Below are 23,029 nucleotides of genomic sequence, written 5' to 3' on the forward strand. Positions count from 1 at the left end.
TCCCTGCGCTGTCCTCGCCCTGTGCGAGAACTTCTGTGTGCAGCGGGTATGGAGACACTTTAGTTTTTTGTTGATCCACCAAGTATCGGGGGGATCCTGAGAACCTCAGCCATGGGGTCGGGGGATTCCCTATTTCCACGGAGACAACATCGGCCGGGCTGCCGCCCCGGCAACCCTTGTCGCCGATTTACGCTATCCTCGCCGCTTGACCGACCACAGCGCCTGGCTACAGGCGCCCTACCAAAAGGCAAGCCCCATCATGAACAAGGCCCTGAAAATCGATTTCGTCTCCGACATCGTCTGCCCCTGGTGCGCGATCGGACTGGCGGGACTCAATACCGCGCTGGAGCGCATCGGCACCGATGCCCAGGTCGACCTCAGCTTCCACCCCTTCGAGCTGAACCCCAACCTGCCGGCCGAGGGCGCGATGCATCTCGAGTACATCACCAAAAAATACGGCATGAGCGCCGACCAGGCCCGCGCCAACGGCGAGCAGATCCGCGCCCGGGCGGCGTCGGTCGGCTTCACCATGAACCGCGACGACCAAAGCCGCGTCTACAACACCTTCGATGCCCATCGCCTGCTGGCCTGGGCCGCAGAAAAACATACGCAGGCGCCGCTCAAGGCCGCGCTGCTGAAGGCCTACTTCACCGACGGCAAGGACGTCTCCAACCATGAAGTGCTGGCCGCTCTGGCGGCGCAAGCCGGCCTGGACGGCGCCGAGGCCGGCGCGGTGCTGGCCTCGGACCGTTACGCGCAAGAGGTGAAGGAAGAGGAAGCCCTGTGGGCGCAGCGCGGCATCAGCAGCGTGCCGGCGGTGGTGGTCAACGACCGCTACCTGATTTCCGGCGGCCAGCCGCCGGAGATCTTCGAGCAGCAGCTGCGGGCGATCCTGTCCGGCGATGTGCGCGAGTGAGCGCACCCAGCGCCCTCATGAAAAAAGCCCGGCGCGCGCCGGGCTTTTTTTCTATGCCGATACATCCGGCAAATCGTTCGGGGCAACTCAGGCGGCAACCGGCAGCGGCGCCTGCTTGTTGCCCTTGATGCGCAACACCAGCACCGCGCCGACCAGGCAGGCCACGCCCATCATGATCGACGACAGCGTGTAGTTGCCCAGCGTGGCGCGCATGTAGCCGGCCACGGTGGTGGCGGTGGCGGCGCCCAACTGGTGGCCGGCGACGATCCAGCCGAACACGATCGGCGCGGCCAGGCGGCCGAACACGTCATTGGCCAGGCGCACGGTAGGCGGCACGGTGGCGATCCAGTCCAGGCCGTAGAAGATGGCGAAGATGGCCAGGCCGTAGTACTGCAGACCAAAGGCGTAAGGCAGGAAGATCAGCGCGATGCCGCGCAGACCGTAGTACCAGAACAGCAGCACGCGCGGATTGTAGCGGTCCGACAGCCAGCCCGAGAGCGTGGTGCCGACCAGATCCAGCATGCCCATCGCCGCCAGGATGGAAGCGCCGCCGACTTCGTTGATGCCGTAGTCGTTGCACATGGCGATGAACTGGGTGCCGATGTAGCCGTTGGTGGACAGGCCACAGACGAAGAAACTGGCAAACAGCAGCCAGAAGTCCGGCATGCGTACCGACGTGCGCAGCGCGCCGAAGGCGATCGCCAGCGGGTTCTTTTTGGTCGCGCCCTCATCCTTGATGTCGAGGGTTTGGCCGACCATCTTCAGGCCGACGGCGGCCGGACTTTCCGGCAGCAGCAGCCACACCAGCGGGATCGCCAGCAGCGCCACCGCCGACACCAGGAAGGCCACCGAGCGCCAGCCGTAGCTGCCGACCATGGACGCCATCAGCGGCAGGAACACCATCTGGCCGGTGGCCGCGCTGGCGGTCAGCAAACCCATGGCAAAACCGCGGCGCGCCTCGAACCAGCGACTGACGATGGTGGCGCCCAGGGTGTTGGCCGCCACGCCGGTGCCGGCGCCCACCAGCAAACCCCACGACAGCAGCATGTGCCACGGCATCTGCATCAGCGTCGACAGCGCGGTGCCGGTGGCCAGCAGCGCCAGCGCCACCAGCACCACGCGGCGAATGCCGAAGCGCTGCATGGCGGCGGCCGAGAACGGGCCGATCAAACCGTACAGCGCGATGTTGACCGAGATCACCACCGAGATGGTCGACACGCTCCAGCCGAATTCCTGCTCCAGCGGCAGGATCATCACCGACGGCGTGGCGCGGATGCCGGCCGAGCACAGCAGCACGAGGAAGATCACGCCGACCACGACCCACGCATAGTGAAAGCGCGGCGCGACGGTATTGGCGAGCGATTGGGTAAGCTTGTTCATTGCATTCCTGATGGAGAGATTTGGCGGGAGTCCGTCTTTGTATTTTTTCTTGCCGATGCCGTGCGCGGCTAGTCTTCCTGCAGCTTCGCGTAGGCATCGTTGATCATCTCGGTCAGCTCGCGCGACAACTTGGGCCCGAGCTGGCGATCGATTTCATCCTGGGCGCGACGCCAATTGGGGCGCGCCTCGTCGAGTTTCTTGCGACCGGGCTTAGACAGCTGCAGCGCGAAGGACCGCTTGTCCAGCAACGTGTCCTCCGGCAGGTCGACGGTCTCGATCCAGCCGGCCCCGATCAGCGGCTTCAATGCGCGCGACAGCGTGCTGCGGTCCATGCCCATGTCGGTGGCCAGCACGATGTTGGCGATCGGCCCGCTGCGCCCGATGCGGCTGATCAGCGAATACTGGGTGATGGTCAGTTCATTGGGCTGCAAGTGCTGGTCATAAATCACCGTCATGCGTCGCGTCAAGCGGCGCAGCGGCGAGCAGGAACAAATGTCGTTGCTCATGGCGCATTTCCCAAAAGTAGGCCCGGCAGGTGGGCGACGCTTTCTTTGCATAAATATAATTGCATATGCATCGATGTGTACGCATCTTATTTTCGCGAACGCCGGATGTCAAGCAAAGCGACGCGCCGCGCCGTTGTTGCCGCAAGACGGCGCCGGCCGGCGTCCTGTCCTGCCGCCCTGACGCATAGGCTGCTGCAGCGCGAAAAAAAGCCCGCGTTCTCGCGGGCATTTTTTCTTGCGACCTGCATTCACTTCAACGGCATGCTCAGGATGCGGTCGTCGCCTTCGCGCGCCTGGCCGCGTCCGTCGGTGTTGTTGGTGAGAATCCAGAGGTGCCATCGGGCGCCGCCACTGCGTCGCGCAGGCGGCCGTATTGCCGCACATACAGTTCGTTCGCCGTGCCGGTCGCCGACAACGGGATCTTGCGCAGACGCTGGCCGCGCAGATTGGCGATGTAGATGTTGCCGCCGACGATCGCCATGCCGCTGGGACTGGCTTCCGAGGTCGACCACTGCTGCAGGGGATCGATGAAGCGCTTGTCGCCGCCCTTGCCCTCCACCACCGGCCAGCCGTAGCTGCCGCCAGCGCGGATGAGGTTGAGTTCGTCCCAGGTGTTTTCACCGAACTCGGAGGCGTACATGATCCCGCCCGGCGCCCAGGCCATGCCTTGCACGTTGCGGTGCCCGTAGCTGTACACGAATGAACCGGAGAAGGGATTGTCCTTGGGCACGCCGCCGTCCGGCGTCATGCGCAGGATCTTGCCGGCCAATGACTTGAGGTCTTGCGAACGGCTGCGTTCGCCGGCGTCGCCGGTGCTGGCGTAGAGCATGCCGTCCGGGCCGAAGGCGATACGCCCGCCGTTGTGATAGCTGGCCGCCGGAATGCCGCCGATGATCTTCTTCGCCGGCCCCAGCTTCAGGTTCACGCCGTCACCGTCGATCTTGTAGCGCTCGATGCGATTCTCTGCGCCGGCCGTGAAGTAGGCGTAGAGGTAGCCCTCATGCACGGCGATGCCCAACAGTCCGCCTTCGCCGCGACCGTCGACGCCGGCGATGGTGGCCACCTCGGTGGCCGCGCCGTTGGCGCCCAGCGCCATGATGCGTGCGGTGCCGCGTTCGCTGACCAGCGGCGTCTTGCCGAAGAAGGCGATCGACCACGGCGTGTTCAGCCCGGTGGCGACCACCTTCGGCGCAGCCGCGACCTGCTGGGCCGGCGCCGGCGGCGCGACGGTCGCCGCCAGCGCGGCAACGGCAAGCGCGCACGCGGTGCGCGCGATCATGCTCAACATGCTCATCTCCTCCTGTTCGGGTCGCGCTTCAGGTCGATGCGACTGCCTGAATTTTAGCTCGGGGAGGAGATCGCGTGAAAAACCGGCCCGCCGATCAGGCCATCTCCGGAAACGAAGTCTTCAGGCGGTACTGGCGCTGCCGGTAGTTTCCTTCCAGCCCGCCCAGGCTGCAGTCGACGTCGCCGAACAGGCGGCAGACGCGGTTGAGCGTGGAGCGCTGCGCTTCGCTCTCGATGGAAACCAGGCGGCGCTTGCTGCGCGCGTAGACGTCGCAGATATCGACCACCAGGCAATGGCCGTAGTCGGCCTTCTTCACGTCAATCAGCAGCGCCTCCGGTTTGGACAAGCCGAAAGCCGCCGCCAGCTCAATACGCGCGCTAAGGAAAGGGTTGGTGTTGCGCAGCTTGTCGTTGAGCTGCGCCAGCGCCTCATTGGCCCAGTCGTGCTGGCTGCTGCGCACCGAGAACGGCGCCAGCGCAGCGCGCGCCGGCGCGTCGCCCTGCTCGGCCGCCTTCTGCCACCAATACAAGGCCTTGACGTCGTTGAGCGCGTCGTCGCGCCGGTTGCGCCACGAGATGTGCGCAAACTCGGACTGCGCTTCCACCAAGCCCATGTCGGCGGCGCGCTCCAGGTATTGCTGCGCCACGTCCAGGTTGCGCTGCGAATAAATGGATCGCGAATAGATGCGCGCCATTGCGTGCCAGGCCGGCGCCGAACCGCCCTCGCCCGCCAGCGTCAGCCAATGCAAGGCCTTCTTGAAATTGGCCAGGCCGTGCTCCATGAACACGCGCTCGCCGGCGCGGTCCATCTTGGCGCACAGCAGGCCGAGCTCGAAACGCGCTTCATTATTGCCGGCCAGCGCAGCCAGTTCCAGCAGACAGGCGGCCTGCGCCAGGTCGGGGTTACGCTGGCGCAGAAGCCATTGCGCAAAGCGCAGCAGCAAGCGCGCGTCGGCCGCCGATAGCGACACGCTGCAGCTGACGTCGGCATCCCGTTCGATCTGCGCCACAGCCGCCGCATTGCGCGCCGACAAGCGTTCCACCAGCGGCGCCGCATCGCGCGCGAAAGCGACATAGTCGGCCTTGTTCCATGCTTTCTCCAGCAGCGCGTACTGCGCCTGCTCGATGCCGGCCTGCGCGGCCTCCGTCAGCAGGCGCTCCTCCAGCCGTACATCGCCGTCGGAGGCCGCACCCGATTCCTGGCGGCCGTGCAATTGCATCTGCTGCGCCAACAGCCACTGCGCCTGGTGGTCATCGTGCCCCGCGAGGAAGGACAAGGCGCCGATCGCGCGCGCATGGCTGTTGCTGTCGAACTGCTCGGTGTTTTCCAGCACCAGCCGGGCGAAGGTAATCCCCGCGCCTTCGATGCCGGCGTCGAAGGCCTTCTCGTACCACACCGCCATTTCGTTGGGGGAGGACAAGTCCTTGACCTGCTCGTAGGAGAGATTGCGGCCCATCATCATCCAGGCGTCATCGACGCCCTGCTCGGCCGCCCGCCGCAACCAGTAGAAGGCGGTGCCGTTGCTGCGCGGCAGGCCGCTGCCGCCGTAGAGATAGCGGCGTCCCAACGCCAGCTGCGCCATCGATTCGCCCGCGCGGGCGGCTTTGATTACTGCCAGTTGTTCTCTTGTCGCCATGGTGTGTTCCTGTGCTGTTGCCGACGGCGATGAAGACAAGACGAGGCCAAGGCGTGGTGTCGTTGCTGCATGCGTATCGCGCAAAATCAAAAGAAAAAGGGATCCCCGCCGGCGCAAAAACTTGCGTCGGAGTTCAGGTGTCCGTGTGTTGACGAAAATGGAGTCGACTCAGGCGACTCGCTCAGATCTGTCGCGTCGCACAGCATGAGAACCATGCCGGCGACGGAATAGATGCATGAATATTCTGGCAGTTGCAGTGCGCAAAAATTCCCTTGCGAAATGGACTCTTACCAATGGCTTACCCGTGTTAAGAACCGCGCCAGTCAAGGCTCGCATTCCATGTTCAGCGACGCAAAGAAACGTTTGCAACCGCACACCATTGAGTAACAAGGCGTCCGTTTTGCTGACAACATGTCAGGTCATCAGAGGCTCGCAAAAGAATATTTTTTAAGTATTTTTCGCGCCATCGACATCCTCCGTCAGCGTTACACCTTGCAATATGGAAAGAGCATCTGACGGCTTGTCGGCGCGGCCCGACCCAGGCGACGAGCACGCGCCGGCAACGCAATCGGCAATAAAAAAAAGCGCTGCATGTCTCCATGCAGCGCTTCTTCTTTCAAGCCTGAAGACAGTCGCGCAAGCGCGACCGCATCATCAGAACTTGTGGCGGATACCCACAGCCACGGCGGTCTGGTTGCCGTCGGTGCCGGTGGAGTCGGACACGCCGGTGTTGACCATGTCGGTGGCCTTCTGATACGCCAGGAAAGCGTACAGGTCGGTGCGCTTGGACAGCCAGTAGTCGGTACCGATGTTGTACTGGGTGACCTTGCCCTTGCCGGTCACGCCGTCAAAGGTTGCACGGGTGTGCTCGATGGCGCCCAGCAGCTTCAACGACGGGGTCAGCGAGTAGGCGGTACCGATTTCGTACACATCAGCCTTGTTGGCGCGCGCCAGCAGGCGGTTGTTCACGGACGCCAGCGAACCGACGCCCACCGAGGTCAGGTTGGCCTGGGTGTTCAGGTCCTGCTTCACGCGCGACCAGTTGCCGTACACGCGTGCCGGGCCGAACTGATACGACGCCACGAGGTTCCAGCCCTTGAAGGCGGTGGTGCCGGCAGTGTTGGCCAGGGTGTTGACCGACGCCGTGGTGCTGCTCGACGGGATCAGGCTGGTGTCGGACGAGTAGGCGGTGGTGCCGTTGGCCTTGGACTGGTAGTAGTTCGCGCCCAGACCCAGGGGACCGTTGTCGTACTTCAGACCGGCGCCGAAGGATTGACCGGCGGAGGTCTGGCCGGCGGTTTCGCCGAAGCCGTAGATCAGGTTGCCGGTGAAGCCGCCCAGGTTGTTGGTGGTGTAGCTGATCGAGTTGTTGGTGCGGGTGCCTTCCAGGCGATCCAGGTTGTGGCCGACGTTACCGGTCCAGCCGCCGAAGTCCTGCACCGAGGTGTAGGAGGAGATGGTGTCGGCAAAGTCGGTTTGACGACCCACCAGCACGGTACCGAAGCCGCCGGCCAGACCGACCACCGACTTGCGGCGGAACAGGTTGGAGCCGGTTTGCGCGTCGGAGCCTTGCAGGCCGCCGGTGTCGTTGTTGAAGCCCATTTCCAGGTTGAACACCGCGTTCAGACCGCCACCCAGATCTTCAACGCCCTTGAAGCCCAGACGCGAACCCTGGATCACACCGGAGTTCAGGCCGAACTTGCTGCCCGTGCCGCCGCCGGTGGTTGCAACCTTGCTTTGGTAGACCACGCCGGTATCGACGATACCGTAGATGGTCACGGTGCTTTGCGCTTGAGCCGCACCTGCGAATGCGCCCAGAACGGCGAGTGCCAGCAGAGATTTCTTCATTTGACGTCCTTCTATAAAAATAGTCTTGAGGATCCGTACTTGAGTCGGATGTGCAGACATTAAAGCTTCTGATTCGAACCTGACTCCCCATTGGTTTATAGAAAACATTTTTTAGATGAGGCCCAAAAATTAAAATGGCATGTGTTGTATTTTTTTATCGGGAAATTTTCTCTGTCTGCGCGCGGCAACACCTGCAAAGACGCGCCGCCGGGCTCTCGCGCATCGGGATCGCTTGCTGTCAATCGCCTGACCGGAACGCGAATAAAAAAAGCCGCCCGCACAGGCGGACGGCTTCATCAAGGTTCAGCTCGCGATCTCGATGGATCAGCGTGCCGCCTCCCGCACGGCCATGCTCGCACTGCGCGACTTGCGGCTCAGGAACAGCAAGATGCTTACGCTTGCGAGCGACATCAGCACCATCGGCAGCAAGGCCATCGAATAGCTGCCGGTAGCGTCCCTGACCCATCCGTAGACATTGACCATCACGCCTCCACCGATGAGGTTGGACACGGCGTTGATGCCCGCCAGTCCCGCCGCGGCCGAACCGGTGGCCAGCCAGCTGGTGGCCATGGCCCAGAACGGCCCCTTGAAGGAATAGGCGCCGATCAGCACCAGCGACAGCAATATCACCACCGGCGCCAGCGCGTGCGAGAACGAAGCCAGCGCCATGCCCGCGCCGATCAACAGCAGCGGAATGGCGGTATGCCAGCGACGTTCGCCGGTGCGGTCCGAGTGGCGGCCCCACCACACCATCAGCACCGAGGCGATGGCGTAGGGAATCGAATTGATCAGGCCGGTCTGCATCACGCTCAGGCCGAAGGACTTCAGCAGTTGCGGTTGCCAGACATTGAGCACGGTGCCCGCCGCCGAGGCGCACGAACACACCAGCGCCATGCCCCACACCTGCGGACTGCTGAACAGCTTCCACAGCGGCACGTGCGCCTTGGCGGTGCGGGCGGCGGTTTCACGGTCCATGGTGCGGGTCAGCCAGGCGCGCTGCTGCTCGGTGAGCCAGCTTGCCTGTTCCGGACGATCGGTGAGATAGAACAGGCACACCACGCCCAGCAGCACGGTGGGCAAGCCTTCAATGATGAACAGCCAGTGCCAGCCGCGCATGCCGCCGATGCCATCCATCTGCAACAGCAGCGCCGACACCGGCGAGGCGACGAAACTGGCGGCGGGAATGGCCACCATGAACAACGCCACGATGCGTGCGCGGTACGCCGACGGCACCCAATAGGTCAGGTACAGCACCACGCCGGGAAAGAAACCGGCCTCGGCCGCGCCCAGGATGAAGCGAACGAAGTACAACGAGCCCGGCCCCTGCACGAAGGCGGTGGAGGCCGAGATCAGGCCCCAGGTGATCATGACGCGCGCCAGCCACTTGCGTGCGCCGAAACGTTGCAGCGCCAGGTTGCTCGGCACTTCGAAAATGAAATAGGCGATGAAGAACAGGCTGCCGGCGAAGCCGAACATCTTCGGCGACAGGCCGATGTCCTGGTTCATCTGCAGCGCTGCCATGCCGATGTTGCCGCGATCGATGAAGGCAAACAGATAGCACAGCATCAGGAACGGCAACAGGCGCCAGGTGACCCTGCGCACCGTTTCCTGTTCTATCTGCTGCTCCGGACGCTGCTCGTCCTTGACGGTTGTCTCCATGTGTCTCTCTCTGGAAGGTAGGCCGCCGCCGCTCTGTATGCGGCGGCTGGCCGGTTGTCATTATGATGAATCAGGCGATCGCCTGCTCGGCCTCCAGCACCGTCAGCACATTGGCGGCCGCGCCGGTGCCCATGGCAATATAGGCGTCCTCGGTGACGCCGCCGATGTGCGGGCTCAGGATGACGTTGCGCACGCCCTGCAGCGGATGCGGCGCCGCGAAGGGCTCCTTTTCGAAGCTGTCCAGGCCGGCGGCGCGCAGCTTGCCGCTGTTCAACGCGGAAATCAAGGCCTGCTCGTCGACCAGGCCGCCGCGCGCGGTATTGACCAGGATCGCGCCGTCCTTCATACGCGCGAGCGATGCGGCGTTGATCATGTGCCTGTTCTCCGCCGTCAGCGGGCAATGCAGCGACAACACGTCGGATTGCGCAAACAGCGTGTCCAGATCGGCCAGCTGCACGCCCGGCGGCGTACCCTTGGCGTACGGATCGTACGCCAGCACACGCATGCCCAGCGACACTGCCGTGGCCGCCACCCGACGGCCGATGGCGCCGAAGCCGACCAGGCCGACGGTGCGCCCCTGCAGCTCCAGGCTCTTGTGGGTGGACTTGTCCCAGTGCCCTTCACGCATGCGCGCGTCCAGGCCGACTACGTTCTTGGCGCAGGCGAACACCAGCGCCCAGGTATGCTCGGCCACCGCTGGGGCGTTGGCGCCGGCGGCCGCCTTCACCGCGATGCCGCGTTCCTGCGCCGCGCGGCTGTCGATGGTGTCGATGCCGGTGCCGTGCTTGGAAATCACGCGCAACGCCTTGTTGGCGTCCATGATGCGGCTGGTGATGCCGCCGTAGCGCACGATGATGGCCACCGGCTGATGCTGCGTCGACAGCTTCAGCAGATCGTCTTCGGTCGGCTTGGCGCCGGCGAATACCAGTTCGTAGTCGCGCAGGATATCGACGGCTTGCGGCGCCAGGTCTACGCCGGTCACCAGCACTACGCCTTTCTTGGCGGCCGCGCTCACAGCGCTTCCCCTTCCTGCAGCACGCCGGCCTTGCGCAGCGCGCCGTCCAGCCAGCCCGGGCGCAGCGGGCCGCCGGTGCGAATTTCGGTCAGGCGCTTGGTCTCGTCGGCGACCTTCTTGGCGGCCGCTTCCAGCAGCGAAGCGGCTTTCTCGCGCTCGACCACCACCACGCCGTCGGCATCGCCCACGATCAGGTCGCCCGGCTGCACGCTGGCGCCGCCTACCGACACCGGCCAGTTGACGCGGCCGGAGATGTTCTTGGTCGGGCCGTTGGGATTGGCGCCCACGGCGTACACCGGGAAGCCGATCTCGCGGATGGCTTCGGTATCGCGCACCGAGCCGTAAATGATGATGCCGGCCAGGCCGCTGGCCTTGCATTGCGACACCATGATCTCGCCCATCAGGGCGCAGGTCTCGTCACCCTTGCCGTCGATCACCAGCACGTCGCCCGGCTTGGCGATCGCCATCGCGGCGTGGATCATCAGGTTGTCGCCGGGACGCACTTCCACGGTCACCGCCGGGCCGGCGATGCGCATGCACGGCGACAGCGGCGCCACGCGGCTCGATAGCGTGCCGCGACGACCGGCGACGTCGGCCAGGATGGAGGCGGCGAACTCGCCGGCCTTGGCGACGGTGGCGGCATCGACACGTTCGATGTCGCGAATGAGGTCTGGTTTGTTGCTCATGATGGTCCTTTGCTGGAATGGTTGCAGGATGAATGGATGCCGCGCTCAGGCGTGCGAATACATGGGCAGACCGGCCACCGGCACGTCGGCGCGCAGGATCGATCCGGTCTGGGACTCGGTGATGAAGAGGCTCTTGCCGTCCGGCCCGCCGAAGGCCAGGTTGGTGGTCGAGATGCCGGCGTTGGAGCGGATGCGCAGCAGCGGCTCGGCGAATTTCGACAGGCGCCAGATCGAGCCGAAGCCGGTGTGCGCGATGTACAGGTTGCTTTGCGCATCCAGCGCCAGGCCGTCCGGCCCGGCCATGCCGCCGTGCAGGTTGGCGAACACGCCGACCTTGCCCACCACGCCGCTGTTGTGCAGCGGAATGCGCCAGATCTGCTGCGCGCGCGTCACCGCCACCAGCAGATGGTTCAGCGCCGGGTCGTAGACGATGCCGTTGGGGCTGGGGATGGTGCTGATCAGGCAGCTCAGCTGGCCGTCCGGCGTGAGGCGATACACGCGCCCGCCGGGATCCTGCAGGCCGGTCTGGCCCTGATCGGTGAAATAGATCTCGCCGCCCGGCCCGAACACCAGGTCGTTGACGCCCTTGAAGCCCTCCGAACCGACCGTCTCCAGCAGCGGCGAGACCTCGCCGGTCTCGGGATTCAACTGCACCAGCCCGCGCTTGTAGTCGGTGATGACGATGCGGCCGTCCTTGTCGATCTTCAGGCCGTTGGGCCAACCGTCGTATTCGGTGACCAGCTCCCACTCCCCTTGCGGCGAGATACGGAAGATGCGGCCGTAGGGAATGTCGGTCACATACAGCCGGCCCTGGCGGTCGAACGACGGACCTTCGAGGAAGGAGTCGATCGGCAGGCCGCCGCGGTTGGCGTCGCTCCAGGAATTCTTGCGCGGCTTGCGAAAGTGATCCGGCAGGCGGGTGAAGACGGTCGTCTCGACGACAGGTGGCGGCGCGAAGAAGCTCATGGTCTGGTTTTCCTGAAGAATTATTGGCGGCTCTTGGCGGGGTCGCCGAGCGCCAGCGTGATCACCGCGCCCAGCAGCAGCGCGCCGGCCACGAACAGCAGCGGATAGGTGAAGCCCTTGGTGGCCTCGCGGATGAAGCCGATCATCGACGGACCGACGAAGCCGCCCAGGTTGCCGATGGACACGATCAGCGCCAGGCCGCCGGCCGCGGCCCGTCCGGTCAGAAATCCCGAGGGGATGGCCCAGAAGGTGGCCTGGAAAGACAGGATGGACGCCACCGCGACGGTGATGGCGATCATCTTTTGCAAGGGATCGTGCAGGAAGGCCGACGCCGCGATCGCCGCCGCTGCCATGACGATGGCGCCGGCCACGAAGAACAGACGCTTGTCGGCATTGGCGGGCCGGTTAGCCAACCTGGACCACAGGATCATGCTGACCGCGCCGACCACGTAAGGCACGGCCGCCACCAAGCCGACCTGGTGCGACGGCAGGCCGAACTCCTTGATGATCTGCGGCAGCCACAGGCCAATGCTGAGCGAGCCGATGATGCCGCAGAAGTTGGCGCCGGCCAGCGCGAAAACGCGCCAGTTGGTGAAGGCATCGCGCAGCTTGTTGCCGTGACGCGCGGCCAGGGTGTTCTGCTCGCGGCCGAGTTCGCTCTCCAGCCATTGCTGCTCGGCCGGGCTCAGCCAGGACGCCTTGGCCGGACGATCCGGCAGCAGGAACAGGCAGGCGATGCCCAGCAGCACCGCCGGCAGCGCCTCCAGCAGCAACAGGATCTGCCAGCCCTTGTAGCCCCACAGGCCATGCAGCTCCATCAGCGCGCCGGAGATCGGCGAGCCGATGATATTGGCCACCGGAATGCCGACCAGGAAGAACGCGGTGGCCTTGCCGCGCCACTGGCCCGGGAACCACTTGGTGAAATAGAGATAGATGCCGGGCGTGAAGCCAGCCTCGGCCATACCCAGGAAGAAACGCGCCAGCGCGAAGCTCTTGGGGCCGACCACGAAGGCGGTCAGCATGGAGATCACGCCCCAGGAAATCATGATGCGCGAGATCCACATGCGCGCGCCGAAGCGATGCAGGGCCAGGTTGCTGGGGATCTCGAAGAAGAAGTAGCCGATGAAGAACAGGCCCGCGCCCAGGCCGAACTGCGACGGCGTCAGGCCCAGGTCCTTGTTCATGGTCAGCGCGGCGAAGCCGACGTTGATGCGATCGAGGTAGCTGACCACGTAGCACAGCAGGATGAAGGGAATCAGGCGACGCATCACCTTCTTCATCGTGCTTTGCTCGTCCACCGCCGCGGCGGCGCCTGTTGCGATGTCATGCTTCATGTCGCGATTCATGTCGATATCTTGTGCTTGGCTCATGTCGGTCCGATCAGAAGTGGTAGAGGCGCGCCGGGTTGTCCACCAGGATGGCGCGCAGGCGCTGCTCGGAGCCGGCCCAGGCCGCCATCAGGTCCAGCAGCAGCGCGTCGTCGGGCTTGTGCTGCTCGGTCGGGTGCGGCCAGTCGCTGCCCCACAGCACCTGGCCCGGCGCGTTGTCAATCAGCGCGCGCGCCAGCGGCGCGACGTCGGCATAGGAAGGCGCGCCGGCCTTGCTGGCCAGATACGCGCCGGACAACTTGACGCTGGCGCGCTGCTCGCGCATCAGCCCAGCGACCAGGTCGTAGACCGGATGGACCGCGCCGGCCTGCAGCGGGATGCGCGCGAAGTGATCGAACACCACCGGCGTCGGCAGGCGCGACAGCATCGCGCGGTTGGCCAGCAGCTCGTCGTTGGACATGTTGATCTGCACGTGCCAGCCCAGCGGCGCCACCCGGCGCGCCAGCGGCTCGATCATCGCCGCGGTGGTCACCGCACCCAGCGCCAGGTTGAAGCGCAGGCCCTTGACGCCGGCGCGGTCCAGCCGCGCCAGTTCCTCGTCGCTGACATTGACGTCGGCCACCGCCACGCCGCGCGCCGCAGCGCCCAGCTGCGCCAAGGCGTCCAGCGTGCAACGGTTGTCGGTGCCGTAGGCCGAGGGCGTCACCACCACATTGCGCGTGGTACCCAGGCGCTGCTGCAGCCGGCGGTACATGGCGACGGTGGCCGCCGGATGGAGCAGCTTGGCCCCGGACGCCCACGGAAAGCGCGGATCGTAGATATGCATGTGGCAGTCGCAGGCGTCGGCCGGCAAAGCGGCCGCAGCACGTGCGCTGCCCGAGGAATGGGGATAGGCGGTTTCTTGCGCCAGGGCCGGCGGCAGGTAGGCGCCAGCGCCGAGCGCGGCCGCCAATGCGCCGCTGCGGCGCAGGAATTCACGACGTGTCTGAGTTGCCGGGAACATCTTTGTCTCCATTGTTTTTCCGCGCCGACAGTGGGCGGAGCTCTTGTTTGGAGGGCAGTCTACGCGCCGGTTTTTTTAATGTATATTTGCTTTTATTTTCAATTCCATAAATCTCAGGAATGAATCATGGACGTTCGCGACCTCAAGTATTTTGAAGTCATCGCCGAGGAAGGACACGTGGGACGGGCCGCCGAGCGGCTGTTCAAGACGCAGCCGGCGCTGACCAAATGCATCGACAGGCTGGAGGAGCAACTGGGCGCGCCGCTGTTCGAACGCGTGGGGCGCGGCATCCGCCTGACTGCGGTGGGACAGGCGCTGCTGGCGCGCGCGCGCCGCATCAGCCTGATGATGGACGAAACCGTGCGCGAGATCGGCGACTACGCCAACGGCCGCGAAGGCAACATCCGGCTAGGCTGCATCCCCACGCTGGCCGAGCACATCCTGCCGTCGGTCTGCGAACAGCTGCTGGCCGAGGCCGGCAAGGTCACCATCGATCTGCGGGTCTCGATGAACGACGTGCTGCTGGAAGGCCTGAAGGCGGGTGAGCTCGACGTGGTGATGGGCCCGATGATCAAGGCCGATGACGTGTTCGTCACCGAAGAGATCATGCAAGACCAGATGGTGGTGATGGCCAGCGCCAGCCACCCCATCTTCGGCAAGAAGATCGCGCTGCGCAACCTGCTGGATTACCAATGGGTGCTGCCTGCGCAATCGGTGGCCAGCCGCCAGTGGCTGGACAACGTATTCGACCGTCATCATCTGGCCCGGCCCAGTGTGCAGATCACCCCGACCGTGCTCAACATGATCATGCCGCTGATCGAGCGCAGCAATTTGCTCGGCTTCGCCTCCAAGCTGAACCTGAAGGCCGGTCGCGGGCACCTGAAGGAAGTGGCGCTGAAGGAAACCACCATGCTGCGCCGCATGGGCCTGACCTATCGACGCGACACCTACTTGTCGCCGGCGGCGCAGCGGCTGATCGCCATCATCAAGAGAAGCTACAGCGCCTGACCTGCAGGTAGGCGCTTCGTTCACGCGACGCAAGGACAACATGAGAAAGAACGACATCCGCACCCTCGATCTCAACCTGCTCAAGGCGCTCGACGCCTTGCTGGACGAACGCCACGTCACGCGCGCGGCGGCGCGGCTGGGTGTGACGCAGCCTGCCATGAGCGGGATCCTGACGCGGTTGCGCGAGAACTTCGGCGACCCGCTGTTTTCCCGCAGCCAGCGAGGCATTGTGCCGACGCAGCGTGCGCTGGCGCTGGCGCAACCGGTCAGGCAGGTGCTGGCCGACATTGACGCCCTGATGCAGCCACCGGTGTTCGACCCGGCCAGCGCCACGCTGGATTTTTCCATCGCCGCCACCGATTACGCCTTGCGCGCCATCGCCGTGCCCCTCCTCGCCGCGCTCAAGCAACGCGCGCCGCACCTGCGCATCGCCCTGACTGCAGTGGAGGATGGGCCGCTTCAGGAACGGCTGGAACGCGGCCAGATCGACCTGGCGCTGACCACGCCCGAAACGACCCCGCCTGGCCTGCACGCGCGCCGCCTGTTCGACGAGCGCTACGTCTGCGTGGTGCGAGAAGACCATCCGCTGGTGCGCGGCAAGCGTATCGGGCTCAAGCAGTTTTGCGCCCTCGACCACGCGCTGGTGTCGTACAGCGGCGATCCCTTCGTCGGCGTTACCGACGAGATGCTCGCCCGGCAAGGACTGGCGCGGCGCGTGACGCTGTCGGTCCAGCGCTTCCTGGTCTTGCCCGACATCCTGCGCGCCAGCGACATGGTCGCGGTGGTGCCGCGCCGGCTGGTGGCCGGCATGCCGGGCCTGAAACTGCTGGAGCCGCCGCTGGACATTCCCGGCTTCACCAAGACCGCGGCCTGGCACGAACGCACGCATCGCGATCCGGCCCACCGCTGGTTGCGCGAATTATTGTTCGAGACTTGCCGCACGCCGGGCTAACGCCGCCCTCCTTCAGTCCACCGACCGCAGCGCCGCCGCGGCCAGGCCGCTGATCCATTCCTGGTGCGCATTGAGCATCGGATTGGGCAAAGCCTGCGCCAGTTCCCGCGCCGGCCGGCCGTTCTGGGTCTCCTGCGTCAGCAGCCGCACACGGCCCTCCGGCAGATCCTCGAACAGCCAGGCGTGATGGACGTCCAGCCGTTGCGCGGCGTCCCCTTCCACCCAGCCATGCCAGGCGACGCGTCCCGGCAGGCCACCAGCGGGAGGATGATATTCGACCACTTCCGCCTCGACCGCAAAACCGAAAGTCGTGAAGCGAAAACGCGCCCCCGCCCACAGAGCGGGGCCGTTGCCGTTATGAAAACGGATGTCGGAGGCGTTGCTGTAATAAGTCGACCAGAGCGACGTATCGACCAGTTGGGCCCACACCTGCGCGGCGCTCAGGCCGGCGACGATGACTTCATTGGAGACGTAGTTGTCGGTCTTGCCAGGCAGGTAGCCCTCGGGCCAGACAATTGCGGATTGAGTAGCGGACATTGCGCGGATCCCTGATGAAAGATGATGAGCGGGCAATGATGGGGTAGCGATTGATATAAATCCAATCCTGAAAATTTATTTCCAACATCATTTGATCTGATATCAGGATGATGGCGTTACGCAGGAGGAAACTCCAGAACAAGACAGCGCAGCAAAGGCGGAAACAAAAAAGACCGGCAACGCCATGCGTGCCGGCCTTTTCCTATTGCCGAGATGCGGCGACGTACGCGATCAGGCGCGCTTCGCGGCCTTGGCGGCGGGCCTGGCTTTCACCTTGGCCTTGGGCGGCGCGGCTTCAGTGATCTTGCTCACCTTCTTCGCCTTGCGCGGCTTCCCAGCGGGTTCATCGGCCTGCGCCGCCAAGCGCGCTTCGTTGGCGGCCTCGCGCAGGCGCATCATCGCGTCCATGCGCTCGCGCATGGCCTCATCGGCTTGCGGGCCGGCCACGATCACGTGGTCGCGGCCGCTGATTTCCTTGCCGGTGTTGCGGTCCACCAGGCCGAGGTCGATCTGCTTGCCGCTCTCGCGATCCACCAGCATCACGCTCGGGCCTTCCGGCGCAAAATGCTTGTTGCCCCAGGCGTTGAGCGCCACGATGATGGTGCGAAAATCGCGGCCGAGGTCGGTCAGCACGTATTCAAAGCGCGGCGGGCGCTCGCTGTATTGCCGGCGCTCAAGCATGCCGGCGTCGACTAACGTGTTGAGGCGGCGTGTGAGCATGTTGGGGGCAATGTCCAGGCTCTTCTGGAACTGGTCGAAACGGGTCAGCCCCTGCAGCGCGTCGCGCAGGATCAGGATGCTCCACCATTCGCCCACGCGCTCCAGGGTGCGCGCCACCGGGCATTGCATATTGCCGAAACTCTTGCGTTCCATATCCGCTCCTCGTCCGCCATCCGTCGCCGATGCACCCGGGCAACGCCCGCGCTTGGCCGATGGCGGCCTTTGGGTTACCATCGTTTAGTTACTATCATTTTGCAATGATGGTGTCAGTATATACCAATTACAACGGGAGACGCCGTGAAAGAACTGATGTTCCTGGAAGATTTTGAGGTCGGTCAAGTGTTCCGCCACGCAGGCGGCGAAGTCGTGACGGCGGACGCGATCAAGGCGTTTGCGGGACAGTACGACCCGCAGCCCTTTCATCTGGACGAGGCGGCCGCGCAGCAGTCCTTCTTCCGCGGCCTGGCCGCCAGCGGCTGGCATACCGCCGGGCTGACCATGCGCATGCTGGTAGACACGCTGGCCATCCATGGCGGCCTGATCGGCGCGGGCTTCGACGAATTCCGCTGGCCGCGCCCCACCCGTCCGGGCGACGTGCTGCGCCTGGAGGTGGAAGTGCTGGGCGTGAAGTTCTCGCAATCGAAGCCGCAGCAGGGCTTCCTCAACCACCGCGTGACCACCTACAACCAGCACGACGAAGCCGTGCTGGTGATGACCGGCAACCTGCTGGTGCCGCGCCGGCCGCCCGCCTGATCAGGCGGCGTCAGGCTGCTGCGACGGATGCGCCGCCTGGAAGGCCGGCAAGGCGTTACAGGCGTCCTCGATGGCGCACAGCGTGGGATAAGGCGCCATGTCCAGCTCGAAGCGACGGGCGTTGAAAATCTGCGGCACCAGGCAGCAGTCGGCCATGGTCGGCATATCGCCCACGCAGAAATGGCCGCGCGAAGTATCGGCGGCCAGCTGCTTTTCCAGCGCGGTAAAGCCAAGCTTGATCCAGTGGTGGATCCAGGCGCTCTTCTTTTCCTCATCCACGCCCAGCTCATGCTTGAGATAACGCAGCACGCGCAGGTTGTTCAGCGGATGGATCTCGCAGGCGATCGCCAGCGACAACTCCCTGATGCGCGCGCGCTGCGCGAAATCGCCCGGCAGCAGCGACGGCATGGGAAAGCGCTCTTCCAGATATTCCATCACTGCCAGCGACTGCGTCAGGTGGCGGCCTTCATGCGCCAGCACCGGCACCAGCGATTGTGGGTTGAGCTGGGCGAAGGCGGGCTGGAACTGCTCTCCGCCCTGGTTCAGCAGGTGCACCGGCACCGTGTCGTAGACCTGCCCTTTCAGGTTCAGGGCGATGCGCACACGGTACGATGCCGAGCTGCGGAAATAGCTGTAAAGGCTTGTCATCCTCTTCCTTTCTCCGGGAAATAGTGTTGCGAGATACCCGCTCAGGGCAGACTGCGCGCCGGTAGTACGGTTCCCGTCACTTCGCCGAAGCCGATGCATGGTGCGCCATCACGACGCGCCAGCGCGCGCATGACGATGGTATCGCCATCTTCGATGAAGATGCGCTTCTCGCCGTTGGCGAGAGTGATCGCCTGCTTGCCGCCGCCGCTCAGTTCCAGCAGCGATCCGGCCTCTTGCGGGCTGGGCCCCGACTGCGTACCCGAGCCGAGGAAGTCGCCCGGACGCAGGTTGCAGCCGTTCACGGTATGGTGCGCCACCAGTTGCGACACGCTCCAGTAAGAGTCGCGGAAGTTGGACAGCGACAGCCGCTGCGGCGCCTGCCCCGCTTCGCGCATGGCGCGGGTCTGGATCAGCACTTCCAGCTGCAGGTCGATGGCGCCGGTCTCGCGCAGGGTGGGCGAATCGAGATACGGCAGCGGCTGCGGGTCGCCCGCCGCGCGGGCCCAGGCGCAGCGGTACGGCGCCAGCGCCTCGAGCGTGACGATCCACGGCGAGATGGTGGAGGCGAAACTCTTGGAGAGGAACGGCCCCAGCGGCTGGTATTCCCAGGCCTGCACGTCGCGCGCCGACCAGTCGTTCAGCAGGCACAGGCCGAACACCTTGTCCTCGGCCTGCTCCATCGGCACCGCCTCGCCCAGCGCATTGCCGCCGCCGATGAAGACGCCGACTTCCAGTTCGTAGTCCAGCCGCTTGCACGGGCCGAAGGACGGCGTCTCCGCGTCCGCTGCTTTGGTCTGGCCGACGGGACGGCGGAACTGCTGGCCGGAGATGCCGATGGACGAAGCACGGCCGTGGTAGCCGATCGGCACCCACTTGTAGTTGGGCAGCAGCGGATTGTCCGGGCGAAACAGCTTGCCCACCGCGGTGGCGTGATGGATGGAGGTATAGAAATCGGTGTAGTCGCCGATGGTCGCCGGCACCGCGTGCTCGGCGTCGGTCTGCGGCACCAGGCAGGCGGCCAGCCCGGCCTCGTGAGCGGAGCCGGTGCGCAGCACGCGCGACAGCGCCAGCCGCAGCTCGGACCAGTCGGCCGCGTCCAACGCCATCAGCGCGTTCAGGGTGGCGCCTTCGGCGGCGGCGTGGGCGGCGCGGCGCGCCGGTTCGTCAAACCCGGAGAAGGCGCCGGCGGCATGCGCGGCCTGCAGGTCGAGAATCTGGTCGCCGATGGCGACGCCGGCGCGGAAGGCCTCATCGCTGCCGGCGCGGCGGAACACGCCGTAGGGCAGGTTCTGGATCGGGAACGGACAAGTATCGGCGTTGGCGCTGGCCACCCAGCTGCGCAGTTCGGGATCGTGGGTTTCGTTCAGTTTGATGCTTGGCAGGCTCATGCTCGCTCCGGATTGAAGTTCTTCTGAATGCCCAGCCAGCAGTTCTGGTAGTCGCGCTGCAGCGTCGGCGACTCCAGCGCATGGCGCGTGGGACGAATGATGTTGCGGGTCTCGAACATGAAGGCCATGGTGTGGTCGACCTTGTTCGGCTTGCTGGTATCGCTGTGGCTGGCCTTCTCGAAGGTGGCCGCATCCGGGCCGTGGCCGCTCATACAATTATGCAGGCTGCCGCCGCCGGGCACAAAACCGCCGCCCTCCTTGGCGTCGTACTGGCCGGTGATCAGGCCCATGTATTCGCTGGCCACGTTACGGTGGAACCAGGGCGGACGGAAGGTGTTCTCGGCGGCCAGCCAGCGCGGCGGGAAGATCACGAAGTCGATCGTGTCCACGCCCGGCGTATCGCTCTGCGCCTGCAGCACCAGGAAGATCGACGGGTCCGGATGATCGTAGCTGATCGAACCGATGGTGTTGAAGTGGCGCAGATCGTACTTGTAGGGCGCGTAGTTGCCGTGCCAGGCCACCACGTCCAGCGGTGAGTGGCCGATCTTCGCCTGCCACAGGTGGCCGCCGAATTTGGCGACCAGCCTGAAGTCGCCTTCGCGATCCTCGTACCACGCATTGGGCGTAAGGAAGTCGCGCGGATTGGCCAGACCGTTGGAACCCAGCGGCCCCAGGTCCGGCAAGCGCAGCAGCGCGCCGAAGTTTTCGCACACGTAACCGCGCGCCTGGCCATCCGGCAGCCGCACCTGGAAGCGCACGCCGCGCGGGATCACGGCGATCTCCTGTGGTTCGATCACGATCACGCCCATTTCGGTCAGCAACTGCAGGCGCCCCGCTTGCGGCACGATCAGCAACTCGCCGTCGGCCGAGTAAAAGAAGCGCTCGGTCATCGACTGGTTGGCCGCGTAGAGGTGGATGGCGCAGCCGGTCTGCGCCTCCGGTGAGCCGTTGCCGGCCATCGTCACCAGGCCGTCGACAAAGTCGGTCGGGACGGTGGGCATGGGCTGCGGATCCCAGCGCAGCTGGTTGGGCGGCGTCGGTACGGCATCGAAGTGGCTCAACAGCTTGCCGGCGTCGATCTGCTCGAACGGGTGATGCACGGCGGCCGGGCGGATGCGGTACAGCCAGGAGCGGCGATTGTGGCCGCGCGGCGCAGTGAAGGCGGTGCCGGAGATTTGCTCGGCGTACAAGCCGTAAGGCGCCAGCTGCGGCGAGTTGCGATGTTGCGGCAAGGCCCCCGGCAATGCCTCGGTGGCGAACTCGTTGCCGAAGCCGGACTGGTAAGTGCCGCTCGACAGGTTTGTCTTCAGATGCGGGTCGGCGATGGTGTTCATGCGTTGGCTCCTTGGGAAGTGCGATGCAGGCGCACGATGGTCAGCGCCGAGATCAATGCCGGCACGGCGGCGGCGACGAACAGCGAAGCGTTGCTCCACTGCATGGCGATCAGCTGGCCGCCGATCACCGGGCCGACTACCGAACCGATGCGGCCTATGCCCAACGCCCAGCCGATGCCGGTCGAGCGCAGCGAGGTCGGGTAGTAGGTGCCGGCCAGCGCATTGACCGCCGGCTGCCCGCCGACGATGCAAAAGCCGGCCACCACCACGGCGATCAGCAGGAAGGCCGGCATCGCCGCCACCTTGCCGATCAGCGCGATCGCGATGCAGGCGGCGACAAAGCAGCTGCCCAGCACGCGAGTGAAGCCGAAGCGGCTGATGAACCAGCCCAGCGTCAGCGTGCCGATCACGCCGCCCACCTGCAGCGAGGTGCCGATCAACACTGCCATGCTGGTGGAGTAGCCGGCGTCATGGATCAGCGTGGGCAGCCAGTTCGACAGGAAATAGAGATTGATCAGGTTCATGAAACTGATCAGCCACAGCAGCAGCGTGATGCCGCTGCGGCCATCGCGAAACAGCGCCGCCACCGGCATGCCTTCGGCCTTGGCCTCCTTGACCACCACGCGGGTGGCGACGTCGACGACCAGGGTCGGATCGAGCTTCTTCAGCCAGTGCGCGACTTTCGCCATCGGCCGCCGGCGCGGCACCAGGAACTGGATCGACTCCGGCAACCACGCCAGCATCGCAAGGCCGAGCAGCAGCGGCACCGCGCCGCCAACCCAGAACACCGAATGCCAACCGTAGGCCGGGATCAGCGCGGCGCTGACGAAGCCGCCGGCGGCGGCGCCCACGGTGAAACCGCAAGACACCAGCATCATGCGCGTGACGCGGGAAGAGGACGGGCTGTATTCGCCCACCAGCGCCATGGCGTTGGGCATGATGCTGCCCAGCCCGAAGCCGGTGATGAAGCGCAGCGCCAGCAATTGATCCAAGGATGTCACCATCGGCGTGGCCAGCATGCACAGCGCAAAGAACAGGGTGGAGATGATCAGCACCGGGCGACGGCCGTAACGGTCCCCCGCCGGCGTCAATGCCAACGAGCCCAGCAGCATGCCGAACAGGCCGGCGCCGAACACCGGCCCCAGGCTGGCCTTGCTGACGCCCCAGTCGGCGATGATGGCAGGCGCCACGTAGCCCATGGCTTGCACATCGAAGCCGTCGATGATCAGGCACAGGCCGCACAGCAACAGCAGGCCCAGCTGGAAGGCGCCGAACCTGCCCTGCTCCACTACCTGGTCGACATCGACCGTGGGCGCGACCGCACCGGCATGAATGCTCATTGTCTCGTTCTCCTCGTTATCTCTTCTGGTCGGACTTGCCTGGATCCACCGACGTGGCCGCGCACCGATTGCTTGGCGCGCGAACAACAATCGCATGGCGTTGCCGGCAGGACATCGT

Annotated in this window: 21 protein-coding genes; 4 read left to right on the forward strand and 17 right to left on the reverse strand. The window is 65.0% G+C overall.

Features of this window, described 5'->3' with window-relative positions; all coding sequences use genetic code 11:
* Positions 1-259 precede the first annotated feature (259 nt).
* The gene (locus J8I26_RS10855; protein ID WP_209607023.1) at positions 260-916 is read left to right on the forward strand and encodes a DsbA family oxidoreductase; all 657 of its coding nucleotides are present in this window, start codon (positions 260-262) and stop codon (positions 914-916) included.
* An 87-nt stretch (positions 917-1,003) separates the two neighbouring features.
* Here J8I26_RS10855 and J8I26_RS10860 read toward each other — a convergent pair whose 3' ends face one another.
* The 11 genes from J8I26_RS10860 to J8I26_RS10910 form a co-directional block, all read right to left on the reverse strand.
* Entirely contained in the window at positions 1,004-2,296 is a 1,293-nt protein-coding gene (locus tag J8I26_RS10860) for an MFS transporter (protein ID WP_209607025.1), read from the reverse strand.
* A gap of 68 nt (positions 2,297-2,364) precedes the next feature.
* Positions 2,365-2,802 (reverse strand): MarR family transcriptional regulator, encoded by a 438-nt coding sequence (locus tag J8I26_RS10865; RefSeq protein WP_209607027.1) that lies wholly within the window; start codon positions 2,800-2,802, stop codon positions 2,365-2,367.
* 265 nt (positions 2,803-3,067) lie between these two features.
* Positions 3,068-4,090, reverse strand: coding sequence for a PQQ-dependent sugar dehydrogenase (locus tag J8I26_RS10870; protein WP_209607029.1), 1,023 nt, complete (start codon positions 4,088-4,090; stop codon positions 3,068-3,070).
* Positions 4,091-4,184: 94 nt separating this feature from the next.
* On the reverse strand, positions 4,185-5,726 hold the full coding sequence (locus tag J8I26_RS10875; RefSeq protein ID WP_209607031.1) for an SEL1-like repeat protein: 1,542 nt from the start codon (positions 5,724-5,726) through the stop codon (positions 4,185-4,187).
* Between the two features lie 654 nt (positions 5,727-6,380).
* Positions 6,381-7,574: a porin gene (locus J8I26_RS10880; RefSeq protein ID WP_209607033.1), complete on the reverse strand. Its 1,194-nt coding sequence runs from the start codon at positions 7,572-7,574 to the stop codon at positions 6,381-6,383.
* Between the two features lie 324 nt (positions 7,575-7,898).
* Positions 7,899-9,233 (reverse strand): MFS transporter, encoded by a 1,335-nt coding sequence (locus J8I26_RS10885; RefSeq protein WP_209607035.1) that lies wholly within the window; start codon positions 9,231-9,233, stop codon positions 7,899-7,901.
* A gap of 70 nt (positions 9,234-9,303) precedes the next feature.
* Positions 9,304-10,248 carry a hydroxyacid dehydrogenase gene (locus J8I26_RS10890; protein WP_209607037.1) on the reverse strand — a complete coding sequence of 315 codons (945 nt, stop codon included), beginning with the start codon at positions 10,246-10,248 and terminating at the stop codon, positions 9,304-9,306.
* The gene (locus J8I26_RS10895) at positions 10,245-10,934 is read right to left on the reverse strand and encodes an RraA family protein (protein WP_209607039.1); all 690 of its coding nucleotides are present in this window, start codon (positions 10,932-10,934) and stop codon (positions 10,245-10,247) included. Before J8I26_RS10895 ends, J8I26_RS10890 begins: the two co-directional genes overlap by 4 nt.
* Positions 10,935-10,979: 45 nt before the next feature.
* Entirely contained in the window at positions 10,980-11,900 is a 921-nt protein-coding gene (locus tag J8I26_RS10900) for an SMP-30/gluconolactonase/LRE family protein (RefSeq protein WP_209607041.1), read from the reverse strand.
* A gap of 20 nt (positions 11,901-11,920) precedes the next feature.
* Entirely contained in the window at positions 11,921-13,246 is a 1,326-nt protein-coding gene (locus tag J8I26_RS10905) for an MFS transporter (protein WP_209607373.1), read from the reverse strand.
* A 34-nt stretch (positions 13,247-13,280) separates the two neighbouring features.
* Positions 13,281-14,231: an amidohydrolase family protein gene (locus J8I26_RS10910; RefSeq protein ID WP_209607043.1), complete on the reverse strand. Its 951-nt coding sequence runs from the start codon at positions 14,229-14,231 to the stop codon at positions 13,281-13,283.
* A gap of 126 nt (positions 14,232-14,357) precedes the next feature.
* Between J8I26_RS10910 and J8I26_RS10915 the strand changes: the two genes are divergently transcribed.
* Together J8I26_RS10915 and J8I26_RS10920 are read left to right on the forward strand one after the other, a co-directional pair.
* Positions 14,358-15,239 carry a LysR family transcriptional regulator gene (locus tag J8I26_RS10915; protein ID WP_209607045.1) on the forward strand — a complete coding sequence of 294 codons (882 nt, stop codon included), beginning with the start codon at positions 14,358-14,360 and terminating at the stop codon, positions 15,237-15,239.
* 40 nt (positions 15,240-15,279) lie between these two features.
* Complete coding sequence (locus J8I26_RS10920; protein WP_209607047.1) at positions 15,280-16,191, forward strand: LysR family transcriptional regulator; 912 nt, start codon at positions 15,280-15,282, stop codon at positions 16,189-16,191.
* A gap of 12 nt (positions 16,192-16,203) precedes the next feature.
* Here the strand turns inward: J8I26_RS10920 and J8I26_RS10925 are convergent, their stop codons facing one another.
* Together J8I26_RS10925 and J8I26_RS10930 are read right to left on the reverse strand one after the other, a co-directional pair.
* Positions 16,204-16,728, reverse strand: a complete 525-nt coding sequence (locus J8I26_RS10925; RefSeq protein WP_209607049.1) for an SRPBCC domain-containing protein — start codon at positions 16,726-16,728, stop codon at positions 16,204-16,206.
* A 231-nt stretch (positions 16,729-16,959) separates the two neighbouring features.
* Positions 16,960-17,601: a helix-turn-helix domain-containing protein gene (locus tag J8I26_RS10930; RefSeq protein WP_209607052.1), complete on the reverse strand. Its 642-nt coding sequence runs from the start codon at positions 17,599-17,601 to the stop codon at positions 16,960-16,962.
* A 156-nt stretch (positions 17,602-17,757) separates the two neighbouring features.
* Here J8I26_RS10930 and J8I26_RS10935 point away from each other — a divergent pair, with 156 nt between their 5' ends.
* Positions 17,758-18,201, forward strand: coding sequence for a MaoC family dehydratase (locus J8I26_RS10935; RefSeq protein WP_209607374.1), 444 nt, complete (start codon positions 17,758-17,760; stop codon positions 18,199-18,201).
* Here the strand turns inward: J8I26_RS10935 and maiA are convergent, their stop codons facing one another.
* The 4 genes from maiA to J8I26_RS10955 are packed head-to-tail and all read right to left on the reverse strand — an operon-like array spanning position 18,202 to position 22,911.
* The gene (gene maiA / locus J8I26_RS10940; protein ID WP_209607054.1) at positions 18,202-18,849 is read right to left on the reverse strand and encodes a maleylacetoacetate isomerase; all 648 of its coding nucleotides are present in this window, start codon (positions 18,847-18,849) and stop codon (positions 18,202-18,204) included.
* 41 nt (positions 18,850-18,890) lie between these two features.
* Positions 18,891-20,237, reverse strand: coding sequence for a fumarylacetoacetase (gene fahA / locus J8I26_RS10945; protein ID WP_209607056.1), 1,347 nt, complete (start codon positions 20,235-20,237; stop codon positions 18,891-18,893).
* Positions 20,234-21,571: a homogentisate 1,2-dioxygenase gene (gene hmgA / locus J8I26_RS10950; protein ID WP_209607058.1), complete on the reverse strand. Its 1,338-nt coding sequence runs from the start codon at positions 21,569-21,571 to the stop codon at positions 20,234-20,236. The genes fahA and hmgA overlap by 4 nt, the downstream gene beginning before the upstream one ends.
* A complete protein-coding gene (locus J8I26_RS10955) occupies positions 21,568-22,911 on the reverse strand; it encodes an MFS transporter (protein WP_209607060.1) in 1,344 nt (447 codons plus the stop codon). Before J8I26_RS10955 ends, hmgA begins: the two co-directional genes overlap by 4 nt.
* Between the last annotated feature and the right edge of the window lie 118 nt (positions 22,912-23,029).

This window comes from Herbaspirillum sp. LeCh32-8 (genome assembly GCF_017814915.1).
Taxonomy (GTDB): Bacteria; Pseudomonadota; Gammaproteobacteria; order Burkholderiales; family Burkholderiaceae_D; genus Herbaspirillum.

Excerpts from the sequence above, each read along its gene's own strand:
- J8I26_RS10855 (WP_209607023.1), top strand. The coding sequence starts at position 260 with ATGAACAAGGCCCTGAAAATCGATTTCGTCTCCGACATCGTCTGCCCC.
- J8I26_RS10860 (WP_209607025.1), bottom strand. The coding sequence starts at position 2,296 with ATGAACAAGCTTACCCAATCGCTCGCCAATACCGTCGCGCCGCGCTTT.
- J8I26_RS10865 (WP_209607027.1), bottom strand. The coding sequence starts at position 2,802 with ATGAGCAACGACATTTGTTCCTGCTCGCCGCTGCGCCGCTTGACGCGA.
- J8I26_RS10870 (WP_209607029.1), bottom strand. The coding sequence starts at position 4,090 with ATGTTGAGCATGATCGCGCGCACCGCGTGCGCGCTTGCCGTTGCCGCG.
- J8I26_RS10875 (WP_209607031.1), bottom strand. The coding sequence starts at position 5,726 with ATGGCGACAAGAGAACAACTGGCAGTAATCAAAGCCGCCCGCGCGGGC.
- J8I26_RS10880 (WP_209607033.1), bottom strand. The coding sequence starts at position 7,574 with ATGAAGAAATCTCTGCTGGCACTCGCCGTTCTGGGCGCATTCGCAGGT.
- J8I26_RS10885 (WP_209607035.1), bottom strand. The coding sequence starts at position 9,233 with ATGGAGACAACCGTCAAGGACGAGCAGCGTCCGGAGCAGCAGATAGAA.
- J8I26_RS10895 (WP_209607039.1), bottom strand. The coding sequence starts at position 10,934 with ATGAGCAACAAACCAGACCTCATTCGCGACATCGAACGTGTCGATGCC.
- J8I26_RS10900 (WP_209607041.1), bottom strand. The coding sequence starts at position 11,900 with ATGAGCTTCTTCGCGCCGCCACCTGTCGTCGAGACGACCGTCTTCACC.
- J8I26_RS10905 (WP_209607373.1), bottom strand. The coding sequence starts at position 13,246 with ATGAATCGCGACATGAAGCATGACATCGCAACAGGCGCCGCCGCGGCG.
- J8I26_RS10910 (WP_209607043.1), bottom strand. The coding sequence starts at position 14,231 with ATGTTCCCGGCAACTCAGACACGTCGTGAATTCCTGCGCCGCAGCGGC.
- J8I26_RS10915 (WP_209607045.1), top strand. The coding sequence starts at position 14,358 with ATGGACGTTCGCGACCTCAAGTATTTTGAAGTCATCGCCGAGGAAGGA.
- J8I26_RS10920 (WP_209607047.1), top strand. The coding sequence starts at position 15,280 with ATGAGAAAGAACGACATCCGCACCCTCGATCTCAACCTGCTCAAGGCG.
- J8I26_RS10925 (WP_209607049.1), bottom strand. The coding sequence starts at position 16,728 with ATGTCCGCTACTCAATCCGCAATTGTCTGGCCCGAGGGCTACCTGCCT.
- J8I26_RS10930 (WP_209607052.1), bottom strand. The coding sequence starts at position 17,601 with ATGGAACGCAAGAGTTTCGGCAATATGCAATGCCCGGTGGCGCGCACC.
- J8I26_RS10935 (WP_209607374.1), top strand. The coding sequence starts at position 17,758 with ATGTTCCTGGAAGATTTTGAGGTCGGTCAAGTGTTCCGCCACGCAGGC.
- maiA (WP_209607054.1), bottom strand. The coding sequence starts at position 18,849 with ATGACAAGCCTTTACAGCTATTTCCGCAGCTCGGCATCGTACCGTGTG.
- fahA (WP_209607056.1), bottom strand. The coding sequence starts at position 20,237 with ATGAGCCTGCCAAGCATCAAACTGAACGAAACCCACGATCCCGAACTG.
- hmgA (WP_209607058.1), bottom strand. The coding sequence starts at position 21,571 with ATGAACACCATCGCCGACCCGCATCTGAAGACAAACCTGTCGAGCGGC.
- J8I26_RS10955 (WP_209607060.1), bottom strand. The coding sequence starts at position 22,911 with ATGAGCATTCATGCCGGTGCGGTCGCGCCCACGGTCGATGTCGACCAG.